Source organism: Spirillospora sp. CA-108201 (assembly GCF_050936235.1).
Lineage (GTDB): Bacteria > Actinomycetota > Actinomycetes > Streptosporangiales > Streptosporangiaceae > Spirillospora.
Genome location: NZ_JBNJNE010000001.1, coordinates 836,662 through 849,061, shown reverse-complemented (window position 1 = coordinate 849,061; position 12,400 = coordinate 836,662). Strand labels below are relative to the sequence as shown.

General features: G+C 75.8%; 13 protein-coding genes and 2 pseudogenes. All 15 read right to left on the bottom strand.

The features are described 5' to 3' along the window. Window positions 1-48: 48 nt before the first annotated feature. The gene (locus ACQEU6_RS04115) at window positions 49-654 is read right to left on the bottom strand and encodes a V-type ATP synthase subunit D (RefSeq protein WP_499329251.1); all 606 of its coding nucleotides are present in this window, start codon (window positions 652-654) and stop codon (window positions 49-51) included. Then, window positions 651-2,063, bottom strand: coding sequence for a V-type ATP synthase subunit B (locus ACQEU6_RS04110; RefSeq protein ID WP_499329250.1), 1,413 nt, complete (start codon window positions 2,061-2,063; stop codon window positions 651-653). Before ACQEU6_RS04110 ends, ACQEU6_RS04115 begins: the two co-directional genes overlap by 4 nt. Then, window positions 2,060-3,568, bottom strand: a complete 1,509-nt coding sequence (locus ACQEU6_RS04105; protein WP_499329249.1) for a V-type ATP synthase subunit A — start codon at window positions 3,566-3,568, stop codon at window positions 2,060-2,062. Before ACQEU6_RS04105 ends, ACQEU6_RS04110 begins: the two co-directional genes overlap by 4 nt. Continuing rightward, window positions 3,553-4,038: a hypothetical protein gene (locus ACQEU6_RS04100; protein ID WP_499329248.1), complete on the bottom strand. Its 486-nt coding sequence runs from the start codon at window positions 4,036-4,038 to the stop codon at window positions 3,553-3,555. Before ACQEU6_RS04100 ends, ACQEU6_RS04105 begins: the two co-directional genes overlap by 16 nt. Before the next feature lie 34 nt (window positions 4,039-4,072). Beyond that, window positions 4,073-4,303, bottom strand: coding sequence for a hypothetical protein (locus ACQEU6_RS04095; RefSeq protein ID WP_499329247.1), 231 nt, complete (start codon window positions 4,301-4,303; stop codon window positions 4,073-4,075). Next, entirely contained in the window at window positions 4,300-4,551 is a 252-nt protein-coding gene (locus tag ACQEU6_RS04090; protein ID WP_499329246.1) for an ATP synthase subunit C, read from the bottom strand. The genes ACQEU6_RS04095 and ACQEU6_RS04090 overlap by 4 nt, the downstream gene beginning before the upstream one ends. Then, window positions 4,536-5,963 carry a V-type ATPase 116kDa subunit family protein gene (locus ACQEU6_RS04085; RefSeq protein ID WP_499329245.1) on the bottom strand — a complete coding sequence of 476 codons (1,428 nt, stop codon included), beginning with the start codon at window positions 5,961-5,963 and terminating at the stop codon, window positions 4,536-4,538. The genes ACQEU6_RS04090 and ACQEU6_RS04085 overlap by 16 nt, the downstream gene beginning before the upstream one ends. Beyond that, window positions 5,950-6,873 carry a hypothetical protein gene (locus ACQEU6_RS04080; RefSeq protein ID WP_499329244.1) on the bottom strand — a complete coding sequence of 308 codons (924 nt, stop codon included), beginning with the start codon at window positions 6,871-6,873 and terminating at the stop codon, window positions 5,950-5,952. Before ACQEU6_RS04080 ends, ACQEU6_RS04085 begins: the two co-directional genes overlap by 14 nt. Further along, on the bottom strand, window positions 6,870-7,304 hold the full coding sequence (locus tag ACQEU6_RS04075) for a hypothetical protein (RefSeq protein WP_499329243.1): 435 nt from the start codon (window positions 7,302-7,304) through the stop codon (window positions 6,870-6,872). Before ACQEU6_RS04075 ends, ACQEU6_RS04080 begins: the two co-directional genes overlap by 4 nt. A 272-nt stretch (window positions 7,305-7,576) precedes the next feature. After that, window positions 7,577-7,888: a hypothetical protein gene (locus tag ACQEU6_RS04070; protein WP_499329242.1), complete on the bottom strand. Its 312-nt coding sequence runs from the start codon at window positions 7,886-7,888 to the stop codon at window positions 7,577-7,579. 217 nt (window positions 7,889-8,105) lie between these two features. Further along, the gene (locus tag ACQEU6_RS04065; RefSeq protein WP_499329241.1) at window positions 8,106-8,627 is read right to left on the bottom strand and encodes a DoxX family membrane protein; all 522 of its coding nucleotides are present in this window, start codon (window positions 8,625-8,627) and stop codon (window positions 8,106-8,108) included. A gap of 199 nt (window positions 8,628-8,826) precedes the next feature. Then, window positions 8,827-10,001 (bottom strand): annotated as a pseudogene (locus ACQEU6_RS04060) (ATP-binding protein); the annotation flags it as partial. 184 nt (window positions 10,002-10,185) lie between these two features. Continuing rightward, window positions 10,186-10,455 (bottom strand): annotated as a pseudogene (locus ACQEU6_RS04055) (MBL fold metallo-hydrolase); the annotation flags it as partial. 275 nt (window positions 10,456-10,730) lie between these two features. Beyond that, window positions 10,731-11,930 (bottom strand): globin domain-containing protein, encoded by a 1,200-nt coding sequence (locus ACQEU6_RS04050; RefSeq protein WP_499329240.1) that lies wholly within the window; start codon window positions 11,928-11,930, stop codon window positions 10,731-10,733. Continuing rightward, on the bottom strand, window positions 11,930-12,394 hold the full coding sequence (locus ACQEU6_RS04045) for an RrF2 family transcriptional regulator (protein ID WP_499329239.1): 465 nt from the start codon (window positions 12,392-12,394) through the stop codon (window positions 11,930-11,932). Before ACQEU6_RS04045 ends, ACQEU6_RS04050 begins: the two co-directional genes overlap by 1 nt. Window positions 12,395-12,400 lie beyond the last annotated feature (6 nt).

Genomic DNA, 12,400 nt, shown 5'->3' with positions numbered 1-12,400 from the left:
AGGGAGTTTTGGCGGAACTTGACGGCCTCTTAGCAGCTCCGCCCGGGCTCAGGGGCGGCCGTCGTGGCCGGCGAGCAGCCGCAGGCGGGCGCCGTCCTCGCGTTCGCGCTCCTCCAGGGCGACCTCGATCTGGTCCAGGTCGGAGCGCAGCCGGGGAAGGCGGCGGCGCTCGATCGCGCGGACCCGCTGCCGCGTCGCGGTCACCTCGGCGTCGACGGCGGCGGCCGCGGCCGTCGCGGCGGCGTGGGCGCAGGCGGCTTCGAGCGCGGCCCGGGAGGCCCGCCGCGCGGGCGCCAGGGCGATGCCGGACGGGGACGGCGCGGGCCGGTCGGGCAGGTCGAAGGCGACGCGCCGGGGGTAGGTCACGCCCATGAGCGTGCCGTGCTCCACGGTCAGCCCGGCCCGATCGCCGGTCGAGGCCAGGGGCAGCACCCGGCGTCCGCCCAGCAGCGCGGCGCGCGCCAGCAGCCGGTCGGCCTCCCGGCAGCGGCGCTCCCATTCCCCGCCCGTGGCGCGGGCGAGCCGGTGGAGCCGGTCCTGCTCGTCCCGCAGGATGCCGAGCTTGCGTTCCAGCAGGTCGAGGGCGGCCTCGGCGGACGCGATGCGCCGCCGGAGCCAGAGCCGTCCCGCGCGTCCCCGCGGTCCGGTGCTCACCGCTCCCGGCCCAGGTGATCGTCGATCATCTCGCCGGGCAGCATCGTGAGTTCGCGGCGCGGCAGCGAGGCGAGGGCGCGCCAGGCCCGGTCCAGGGTCTGCTCCAGCGGGCGGGACTCCGTCCTGCCCTGGGAGATGAGGGTCTTCTGGCAGACGCGCTCGAAGTCGAGGTAGTGGCGGTCGGTGTCGCCGAGGGCCCCGGCCCCGATGAGCTCGCCGAGTTCGCGGGCGCGGCGCGCTCCGGCGAGGGCGGCCGTCGTCTGCGCGGCGACGTCGAGGTGGTCGGCGCGGGTGCGGCCCGGCCCGGCGGCCTTGCGCATGAGCCGCGACAGCGACTCCAGCGCGTCGACGGGCGGGTAGACGCCGAGCGCGTGCAGGTCGCCGGACAGGACGATCTGGCCCTCGGTGATGTAGCCCGTGAGGTCGGGCACGGGGTGGGTGATGTCGCCGCCGGGCATGGTCAGCACCGGGACGAGCGTGACCGATCCGGGACGTCCGCGGACGCGCCCGCAGCGCTCGTAGAGGGAGGCCAGGTCGCTGTAGAGGTAACCGGGGTAGGCGCGGCGCGCGGGGATCTCCCCGCGCGCCGCCGACACCTCGCGCAGCGCCTCGCAGTACGACGTCATGTCGCCCATCACGACCAGGACGTGCCGTCCCTCCTGGAAGGCGAGGTGCTCGGCCACGGTCAGCGCGATGCGGGGCGTGACGATCCGTTCGATGACGGGTGCGTCGGCGAGGTTGAGCAGCAGCACCAGCTCACCGGACGCGGCCCGCCCTTCCAGGGTCTCCCGGACGGCGGCGGCGTCGGCGTGGGTGAGGCCCATCGCGGCGAAGACGACACAGAACGGCTCGCCGCCCGCCGACGCCTGCGCCGCGATCTGGGCGGCCAGCTCCAGGTGCGGGAGGCCCGCGCGGGAGAACACCGGCAGCTTCTGGCCCCTGGCGAGCGTGGTGAGCGCGTCGACGGCGGAGATCCCGGTCAGCACCGGCTCGGCGGGCGGCTCGCGGTGCACGGGGTTGAGGGGGACCCCGGCGACGGGGGCGCCCGCGCCGCCCAGCACCGGCGGGCCGCCGTCGAGCGGCTGCCCCATCCCGTCGCAGACCCGCCCGAGCCAGGCCGTCCCGACCGGGACGCGCAGCGGCGCGCCGCTGAACGTGACGCGCATGCCCTCGGTGCGGATGCCGCCCGTGCCCTCCAGTACCTGCACCAGGACCCGGTCGCGCGCGGTGTCCAGCACGAGCCCGTGGCGGTCGGCCTGCGCGGGCTCGCTCGCCGCCCCGGCGCCCCGTCTCCCGACCCGGATTTCGGCGAACTCGTCCCACCCCACGCCGCCGGCGCCCGTCACGACCACGAGGGGGCCGCGCACCCGCGCTATCCCCGTGTAGGACGGCCTCGGCCAACCGGTCACCGCAGGCCCTCCAGCCTGCTCAGGACCGCGTCGCGGCGGCCGCGGACGTCCGCCGGGGCGGGGGCGTCCTCGCGGGCCCGCACGAGGGGCGAGTAGTCCAGGTCCTCGATCGCGGCCACGGCGACGCCTTCGCCGGCCAGGTCCTGGCACCGGTCCACCACGGCGAGGACGGCGTCGGCCAGCGCGGCGGTGCGCTCGGGGGTGCTCGACGCGTCGGCGGCGCTGAGGGCGCTCTGCTGCAGGACGCCCTCCCGCAGCAGGCGCCCGGCCAGGAGCGTCACCCGTTCGGCGGCGGGCAGGGTGCCGGCGCCGACGAGCTCGGCGAGGGCGGTCAGGCGGTCGGCCTCGGCGAGCAGGCCCGCCGTGCGCGCCCGGCGGCGCGCCCACCCGGGGTCCCCTGCGGCGGCGTGGCCGCGGGCGAGGGCCGGGACGTCCCGTGCGAAGGACCCCGACCACGAGACCGCCGGATAGTGACGCGAGTACGCCAGATCCTTGTCCAGGCTCCAGCGCGCCCGCACGAACCGCTCGGTGTAGGCGGTGACGGGCTCGGTCATGTCGCCGCCCGGCGGGGACACCGCGCTGACGACGGTGACCGATCCCTCGGCGCCGTCCCGTGTCCGGACGCGCCCGGCGCGCTCGTAGAAGGCGGCGAGGGCGGACGGCAGCGCGGCCGGGTAGCCCTCCTCGCCGGGCAGCTCCCCGGTCCGGGAGGCGAACTCCCGCAGGGCCTCGGCCCAGCGGGAGGTGGAGTCGGCGATGACCACGGCGTCCCTGCCCTGGTCCCGGAAGTACTCGGCCACGGTGACGCCGCTGTGCACGCTCGCCTCCCGGGCCATCATCGGCATGTTGGAGGTGTTGGCGATGACGACGGTACGGTCGGCGAGCCGGCCGCCCGTGCGCGGGTCGCCCAGCTCCGCGAGCTCTTCGAGGACGTCGGCCATCTCGTTCCCGCGCTCGCCGCACCCGACGTAGACGATCACGTCGGCGTCGCACCACTTGGCGACCTGCTGGAGCAGCATCGTCTTGCCCGTGCCGAAGCCGCCGGGCACGGCGACCGTCCCGCCGAACGGCACGGGGAAGAGCAGGTCGATGACGCGCTGGCCGGTGTGAAGGGACGCGCCGGCGTCCAGCCGCTCGGCGTAGGGCCGCGGCCGCCGGATCGGCCAGTACTCGGCCCGGCCGTCGTCCGCCCGCGCGGCGCGGGCCGCGGGGTCGAGCCAGACCCCGGCGCCGCTCAGCGGGCGCAGCAGGCCGTCGAAGACGCCGCCGAGCAGGTGCGCGCCGAGCGGCGCGGACAGGGCGCGTCCGGTCGTGGCGGCGGGCGCGCCGGGGGCGAGGCCGCCGGTGTACTCGTAGGCCTGGACGGTGGCGGCGTCGCCCTCCAGCGCGACGATCTCGCCGGGGAGGCGAGCGGAACCGAGCTCGACCACGTCGTTCATCGCGGCGCCGCTCATGCCGGCCGTCTCCACGAGGGGGCCGTTGACGCGGGTCACCTCGGCGCCCACAGGCCCGCCACCTCCGTCCCGAGGGCCGCCATCGCCCGATCGGCGAGGGCGCCTGCGGACAGGTCCACCTCCGCGCCGGCGGCGCGGGCCACCAGACCGCCGCCGGGCGCCCGCTCGACCAGCGCGCCGGCTCCGAGCAGCGTGCGGGCCCGCGCCGCCAGCGCCTCCTCGTTCGCGGGCGCGTCCGGGCCGCCGAGCAGGGTCCGCACCTCGGCGCCGACCCGGCGGCGCAGCTCCTCGTAGACCTGCCTGCGCGCGCCGAGGACGACCGCCCGTGACGCCGCGCGGGCCCGGGAGCGGGCCGCCGCGGCGGCCAGTGCCCCGTCGGCGCGCCCCTCCGCCCGCGCGCCGTCCAGGATGCGGGACGCCTCGGCACGGGCCTCGCCCACGATCGCGCCGGCGTCGCGCTCCGCGCCGGCGACCAGGCGGGCGGCCTCGGCGCGGGCCGCCTCCGCCAGCGCCTCGCGCACCGGGGCGAGCGCGCTCCCCCGCGCCGGCCGGCGCTCATGGCGGCATCACCACGGTCATGACCTCGGGGCGCCGGCGGCGCGCCTCCTCCAGGATCGCGGCGGCGGCGGGCGTCAGCACGACCACGGCCGCCCGGTCGCCGAGCGCCTCCCAGGCGGCCCGGACCTCACCCGGGCCGTCCGCCGGGCTGACCAGGGCCCCGGCGAGGCCGTAGCCCTCCACGCGGGCCCGCTCCCCCAGCACGGCGACGCGACCGGGCGCGGTCATGCCTTCCCGATCAGGATGATGCCGATGATCAGACCGTAGATGGCGATGCCCTCGGCGAGCCCGACGATGACCATCGCGCGGCCGAACAGCTCGGGGCGCTCGCTCAGCGCGGCGAGCGCCGCGGCGCCGGTGTAGGCGACCGCGACGCCGGCGGCGATCGAGGCCCCGGCGACCGCGATCCCGGCGCCCACGAACGGGGCCCAGTTCGCGGCCGCCACCTGCCCGGCCGCCATCACATCCGTGGACACGGGGCGTCCACCTCCTCTGCCGTCATGCGAATGTGCCAGGGCCGGAACGGCCGGCCCTGCGTGGTGAAGAGCCGGGAGAACAGCTCGTAGTACTCCAGCCGGAGCGCCTGCACCCCCGCGACGAGCGCCTCCAGGGCGAAGGTCAGCGCCGTCCCCAGGACGAACACGGCCGCGGAGGCGGTGCGCGGGACGCCGCCGCGGTGCCACAGCGCGGCGGTCCCCGTCCACACGACCGCGGCAAGCGCCGCGTGCGTCAGGCCGAAGGCCGCCAGCCGCGCGAACGACACCACGTTGGCGCCCAGCCGCACGACCAGGTCGAACAGCTCCACGACCGCCTCGACCGCGCCCGTGCCGCCGCCGCCCGCTCTGGCGAGGAAACCGGTGAAGGCCAGTGCCAGCCCGGCGACCGCGACGGCCGCGCCGGCGACGGCGGCGGCGGGCCGATGGAAGTGGGCGCCCGCGGCCAGGGCGCCGGCCCCGAGGAAGACCGACGCGCCGGAGACGCCCGAGGGCTCGTACAGGGCGGCGGACCAGCCCCCTTCCCGCCACCGGTTGACGATGCCCAGCGCGTAGGCCCCGGCCAGCAGCACGGCTCCGAGGCCCACCGCGGACACCAGCAGCTCGACCGGGCTGTCGAGCGGCGACAGCCACAGCCGCGGCACGACGCGCGTCGGGCCGAAGAACTCCCCGTACAGCACGCCGAAGACCGTGCTGGTGACCCCGGCCCCCAGCACGAACGGCCACGCCCGCCACCAGCGGGCCGGCAGGTGCGGGCGTCCCGCGAGCAGGGCAGCGGCGACCGCCAGCAGCAGCAGCCCGTGGCCCGCGTCGCCGAACATGATCCCGAACATCAGAACGTAGGCGGCCCACGCGAGCGGGGTCGGATCGAGGTCGGCGTACGGGACGGGCCCGTAGGTCGCCACCAGCGGGACGAGAGAGCCGCGCAGGCTCTCCCGGCGGTCCTCCCCCGGCAGCAGCGACGGCGCGTCCACCCCGCGCGGGTGCGGCAGCCGTACCAGGGCGGCGCCGACCTCGGCGAGCCGGGCGGCGAGCGCCGCCTGAGCCGCGCGGGGCATCCAGCCGGCGACCGCGGCCACGTGCCCCCTGCGGACCGCGGCGGCGGCGCGCTCCCGCAGCTGCGCTTCGCCTTCGAGCAGGTCGGGGCGATCCCCTTCGGCCAGCCGGCGCGGATCGGGGGCCGACGCGAGGAGCGCCGGTTCGACGTCCGCCGCACCCGCCCGCCGCGGTGGGGACGAGGCGCCGCTGCCTCCGCCCGGCGGGCGGCGTCCGGGATCGAGTTCGACCACCCCGGCGTCGGCCACCCGCGCCAGGGCGTCCCGCAGCGCCTCGGCGGGCGCCACGACCGCGACGCGCGCCATCCGCACCGGCCACAGGCTCTCAGGCCACCTCATCGTAGGCCTCCACCCGTCCGCCGCCGAGCGCCGCCGCCTCCAGCGCGGCGCGCACCCGCCGGGCGTCGGCGGCCATGACGGCCGCCGCCCCGAGGACCGGGCCGAGACCGAACGCGGAGCCGCGCAGCAGCGTGTCGCCGTCCTGCTCCAGCCGCCGCCAGCAGCGGACCTCCGCCTGCCAGAGGCCGGCCGCGTCGTCGACGCCCTCAAGGGACCAGCGGGCGCCCCGGGCGAGCCGGCCGGCCATGGCGGGCACGCTGGGCGCCTCCACCGCCGCACGGCCGATCAACCTCCGTGCCCGCACGAGGGCGGCATCGGGGAGTTCCCTGCCGTCGCCGAACCGCTCGCCGGCGACGAGGACGGCCGTCGCGCCCGTCGCCCAACCCCCGGTCCGCGCGTCGAGGCCGGAGACGCGCGAGGCCCACGACAGACGCAGGAACAGCCTGATGTCGTACGGGTCGGCCGACCCGGGGTCGCCCCACGGCGTGGCGGCGAGGCGCTCGCGCACCGAACCCGCGTCCGGGGCGTCCGCCAGCACTGGCCAGGACGTCGCGAGCGCACCGAGCGCGTACGGCTCCTCGGCGGGCCGTTCCTCCAGGCGCTGGAGCAGGCCGTCGACGTTGGCGATCTCGAACCATCCGGCCAGGGCCCGCAGGGCGGTCACGCCCCGAGGCGGCAGCCAGCCCGCCAGCACGCGCAGATGCCAGAGCAGCGAGTCCGCGACCGCGTGCTGCGCGGCGTCCAGCGTCGGCGCGCCGGGAAGACGTTTCCCGTAGGGGGTCGGCGCGAGGCCGGCGACCCCCTCGGCCAGGGAGCCCGCCCGCGCGACGGCCCTGGCCGGCTCGGGGCCGAGCACGTTCCGCGCGAGCGCCCGGGCCCGGACCTGGCCGGCGACGAAGCCCGCGCTCACGGCGACGGCCTCGTTTCGTCCAGAAAGCCTTCCACGTGATCCGCGGCGCGGGCGACCAGGCCGTCCAGCCGGGTGTTCGCGGCTTCCCGGATCCGTCTCGCCTCGTCCTCCGCGGCGGCCCGCCACCGCTGCCCGTCGGCCTCGGCGGCCCGCAGCGCCTCGGCCGCGGCGGAGGCCCGTTCCCCCGTCGCCGCCTTCCGTGCCCGCTCGACCAGGCCGGCCGCCCGGCGGCGGGCCTGGTCCGTGAGCCGCCGCGCCCGCTCGTGTGCCGCCGCCACGGTGCGCCGCCGTTCCCGCTCCGCCGGCTCCAACCGGGCGAAGACCGGTTCCAGTTCGTCCTCCACGGCCCGGTGCTCGGAGGGGACGGCCGCCGCCGGGCCGGGCGCACCGGCAGGGCGGAACCGCTGCAGAACGTCATGGAGCGCCGGCACCGTGCCTCCCCTGGACTCGCCTGTCCGGTCCTCTCGGTGGGTGAAGGCGCCGCGAGCCGACACGGCCGGATGCCCCCGCAGGACGAAGATCCCCTCCACGCGGACGCACAAACGGCGATCAGATGATCACGGTGAGCGATCCGCGGGCGGCACGGCCTCTGCCGCCGTCGTCCGCCGCAAGTGGAAGGGGTCCCGGCCATGGCCGGGACCCCTTGCGTGGACGTGCGCGCCGGCGCAGTGGGCGGCACTGCGGACCCGACGCTGGAGCCGGATCAGGTCTCCCAGAGGTAGCTCACCCGGACGCGCAGGTTGGTGTTCCATTCGATGTTCGCCCAGACCTGCACGCCTCCCTGGTACGGCCGGACGTTGTGGACGGTCATCCGGGCCGATCCGATGAACGGGACGCCGGCGTTGTCGATCTCGACGATGGAGGCGACGACGCGCGTGCCGAAGGTGAACGCGTTCGAGGTGGCGTTGAGGATCACCTGGCCGTGCGCCACGAAGACCGCGGTGCCGGTGAAGACGGCGTCGGCGGAGGTCTCGGACGGCGCCTCGACGCTCGACTGGATCATTTGTAGGTCCATGAGTTCCTTCCTTTCGGACTGCAGGAACAGTATGCACCTACGCCATTACTCGCAGTTATTTCCTCCAGGTCACAATGGCCTCCCGCCATCCGCCGGAGCGGCGAGCGCGGCCAATGGGAGGGGCACGCGAGTTGATGGGGAACGGATTTTCTCCAGCGAGCTTCCGGTGCTTCGGTGACACCGGTTCCAGGTGCGGCGACGCGCCTGCGCCCCGCCGTCAGCGGAGGAGCCGGTGGCTGCGGACCACCGGGAGCCTCTCCCAGAACCGTCCGAGTCCGAGCGTCCCTCCGGCGTCGGCGAGCGCGGCGGCGATCAGCGTGGCGGCGTAGATCCAGTGCATGTCCATGAAGGGGTTGGTGTCCGGCCAGAGGGACGCCGCCCACAGCATGAGGAGGAGGACCGTGCCGCCGATCGCGGCGAGGCGGAGGCAGATCCCGAGGATCAGCGCGACGCCGAGGCCGCCGAGCCCGAGCATGAAGAGGGCGTCGACCCAGGCCCTTCCCGCCATCGCGTGGAAGATCTCCTTGAACGGGCCCTCGGCATGGCTGAGGAATCCCTTGGACGGCGAGACGCCGGCCAGCCAGCCTTTCTCCGTGGGCTTGCCGAGGCCGAAGAGCTTGTCGAGGAAGGCCCAGAGAAAGGTCCAGCCCAGGAAGAGCCGTCCTGCCGCGAGGGCGTAACGGGCCGGGCGCTCGGTCGCCACGGCCGGCGAGGGGCGCAGAGGTGTCCGCACTGACATGGGGAGTCCTTGGGGCGGGGGGACTATTGATAGTTAAGTTTCCTATCAGTTTCCTCACATGGCAAGCGAATCACAGGAATTCGATGCTCGAGAACGAGGTACTGGTCGGCCCGCGCACATTAAGGCATCCGGTTCACTTAAGCGAACCGATCCAGTGCAATTTCGATAGACGGCCGCCGCCGGGCGGCCGGACACGCGATCAGCGGATCAGGCAGATCTGGGCGCCATTGGCCACGGGCCTTCCCGGGCCCGCGTCGAGCGCGGAGACGACGCCGGATTTGTGAGCGGTCAGGGGCTGCTCCATCTTCATCGCCTCCACCACGACGACGGGGTCGCCGGCCGCCACGGCGTCGCCCTCCTCGACGAGGACCTTCACGATGGTGGACTGGAGCGGGCAGACCAGGGCGTCGCCGTCGCGCTCCTTGGCTTTGGCCCTGCGCGTTCTGCGGCGGGAGGGGGCCGCCGGAGCGCCTGGGGCCGTGTGCAGGACGACCTCGACGCGCTTGCCGTCCACCTCGACGGTGACGGGCTTGCGCGCGGACGGGGCGGGGGCCTCCGCGGGGTCCGGGCAGGGCGGGATCGAGGGCGCCTGGCCGGACTCGATCCAGGCCGTGTGGACGCCGAAGGGCTCGCCGGTGAAGGCCTCCTCCTCGACGACCGCTTGGTGGAAGGGCAGGACGGTCGGGATCCCGGCCACCTCGAACTCCGTCAGGGCCCGGCGGGCGCGCCGCAGGACGACGTCGCGGGTCGCTCCGGTGACCATGAGTTTGGCGAGCAGGGAGTCGAACCGTCCCGAGATCTCCTGACCTTCGGCGCAGCCGCCGTCCAGGCGCACGCCCGGGCCCGAGGGGGCCGCCAGGTCGCGAGGGTTCCGGCCGCGGGCAGGAAGCCGCGGCCCGGGTCCTCGGCGTTGATCCGGAACTCCATCGCGTGGCCGCGCGGGGCCGGGCCGCCGTAGCCGAGGGCCTCGCCCTCGGCGATGCGGAACATCTCCCCGACCAGGTCGAGACCGGTCACCTCCTCGCTGACCGGGTGCTCGACCTGGAGCCGGGTGTCGACCTCCAGGAAGGACAGCGCCCCGTCGGGGGCGACCAGGAACTCGCAGGTGCCCGCGCCGACGTATCCGGCGGCCCGCAGGATCCTTTTGGACGACTCGTACAGCGTCCGCCGCTGGTCCTCGGTCAGGAAGGGCGCCGGGGCCTCCTCGACGATCTTCTGGTGGCGGCGCTGCAGGGTGCGGTCGCGGGTCGAGACCACGACGACGTTCCCGTGCCGGTCGGCCAGGCACTGCGTCTCGACGTGCCGGGGACGGTCGAGGTAGCGCTCGACGAAGCACTCGCCCCGCCCGAACGCCGCCTCGGCCTCGCGGACGGCCATGCGCTCGCCGGCGCGGGTCCGGCCCGTCGGAGAGGCCGCGCCGGGCCAGGTCGCGCGTCCAGCGCAGGTACCGCTCCGTCTCGATCGCGCGGAGCGAGCCCTCGACCGAGCCCATCATGCAGAAGGGGGTGACGCCCGACATGACCAGGTCCCCGGCGAACAGGACGCGCTGGTCCGGCAGCCACACGACGGTGTCGTCGCGGGTGTGGGCGGGGCCGAGGCGCAACAGCTCGGCGCGCACGTCCCCGGCGTGCAGCGTCATCCGCCGCTCGTAGGTGAGGGCCGGCGGTTCGAGCCGGAGGCCGCCCCAGTCGACGTCCGGCCAGAGGCCCGTGAGGTGCAGGTCCGCGAGGATCGCCTCCTCCCGCGTGCCCTCGTGGGCGACCACGACGGCCTCGGGCGTGAAGACGCAGTTGCCGAACGTGTGGTCGCCGTGGAAGTGCGTGTCCACGACGAGGCGCGGCGGCGCGGCGCCACCGCGGGCGGCGCCCGTGCGGCCGCCGCCTCATCACCACCAGCACGACCACCACCTGCCGGAATGCCGGTCATCCCCTGAACGGGCGCCTCTCGCCCCAGATCCCTCTCATCTCACCAGGGCACCTGTTGCCAATTGCGGCCTCGTCAATCATCCACCCGGAAACGGATCGGGGGTGACGGGGCGGCCCCGGCGGTGCGCACGGAGTCACATCCCGCAGATTAACGGTGGCGGCTTCCCGCCCGCGGGGCTCAGCCGCCCGTGGTCCACAGGTCGGGGCCGAACACCTCGTAGTGGACGCGCTCGTCCGAGACGCCCGCGTCGGCCAGCCCGCGCCGGATCTCGCGCATGAACGGGATCGGCCCGCACATGAAGACGCGGGCCTTGTCCGGCAGCGGCAGCCGGGCGACGTCGACGCGGCCGGCCCGGACCTCCCGCCCCTCGTCCCCGTCCGTGTCCTCGTACCAGGTCAGCTGCTGGAAGCCGGTCATCCTGGCGCCCGCCCGGGCGATCTGCCGCCGCAGCGCGTGGGTGCGGGGGCTCCGGTCGGCGTGCACGGCCAGAACCCGGCGGTCCGGCCGTCCGGCGGCCAGGTGGCCGACCATCGCGGCGACCGGGGTGATGCCGATCCCCGCGCTGATCAGGACGAGGGGATCGCCGTCGTCCTCCAGCACCACGTCGCCGAACGGCGGGGACAGTTCCACCACGTCGCCGACGGCGGCGTCCTGGAACAGGAACGTCGAGACGGCGCCGTCGGGGGCGGCGGCGCCGCCCCGCACGCGCCGCAGCGTGATCTGAACGGTCTCCTCGGTCGCCCCCGACAGCGTGTACTGGCGGGGCTGGCGCAGACCGTCCGGCAGCGTGACCGCGACGGAGACGTACTGGCCCGGCCGGTGCGCGGGCACCGCGCCGCCGTCGGCGGGGGCGAGGGCGAGGGAGACGGCGTCCTCGGCCTCGTCCCGCCGCTCGGTGACGCGCCACAACCGGAACGGCGCCGCCGGATCGCAGGCGGCGTCGCGGTACAGGCGGGCCTCCTCCGCGATCAGCAGCGTCGCGAAGAGCCAGTACACCTCGGACCAGGCCGCGTGCACCTCCGGCGTCACCGCGTCGCCGAGCACCTCGGCGACCGCGTCCATCAGGTGCCGGCCCACGATCGTGTACTGCTCGGGGCGGACGCCGAGCGAGGCGTGCTTGTGCGCGATCCGCGAGAGGATCCGCTGGAAGGGGACGGCCGACTCCTCGGTCACCAGGTGCTCGGCGAACGCGGCCACCGAGCCGGCCAGGGCGCGGCGCTGCTCGCCGTTGGCCTGGTTGCCCTGGTTGAACAGGTTCCGCAGCTCGGGGTGCGCGGCGAACATCGCGGCGTAGAACCCGCCGGTGATCGCGGCGCCGTTGGCGGTGACGGCGGGCAGGGTGGCGCGCACGACTTCGGCGTGGTCGGACGAGAGCATCAGGGACCTTCCTCCGCGAGGGGCGGCGCGCCGGCGGACGCCGGGGGCGCCAGGGAGAGCAGGACCGGTCCGGTCGGATCGGCCACCAGATCACGCAGTCGCACCTGGTCCAGCGACGCCAGGAAGGCCTCCTGGGCCGCCCGCAGCGCCCCGCGCAGGCGGCAGCCGCCGCGCAGCGGGCAGGGCGGGCTGTCGCACTCGACCGCCTCGCCGGGCCCTTCCAGCACTCGGACGATCTCGCCGACCGGGATGTCGGGCACCCCGCCCGCGAGGACGACGCCGCCCCCGCGGCCGCGGGTCGTGCTGACGAGCCCCTCCCGGCGGAGCCGCTGGACGATCTTCGCCATGTGCTGCGGCGCGACCCGCAGCAGCTCGGCGAGCTCGGCGGCGGACCGCCGCTCGTTCCGCGCGCCCAGCAGCATCAGCACGCGCAGGGCCAGGTCGGTCGACTGGGTCAGGTGCACGGCTTG

Excerpts from the sequence above, each read along its gene's own strand:
- ACQEU6_RS04095 (WP_499329247.1), bottom strand. The coding sequence starts at position 4,303 with ATGACCGCGCCCGGTCGCGTCGCCGTGCTGGGGGAGCGGGCCCGCGTG.
- ACQEU6_RS04085 (WP_499329245.1), bottom strand. The coding sequence starts at position 5,963 with ATGAGGTGGCCTGAGAGCCTGTGGCCGGTGCGGATGGCGCGCGTCGCG.
- ACQEU6_RS04070 (WP_499329242.1), bottom strand. The coding sequence starts at position 7,888 with ATGGACCTACAAATGATCCAGTCGAGCGTCGAGGCGCCGTCCGAGACC.
- ACQEU6_RS04065 (WP_499329241.1), bottom strand. The coding sequence starts at position 8,627 with ATGTCAGTGCGGACACCTCTGCGCCCCTCGCCGGCCGTGGCGACCGAG.
- ACQEU6_RS04050 (WP_499329240.1), bottom strand. The coding sequence starts at position 11,930 with ATGCTCTCGTCCGACCACGCCGAAGTCGTGCGCGCCACCCTGCCCGCC.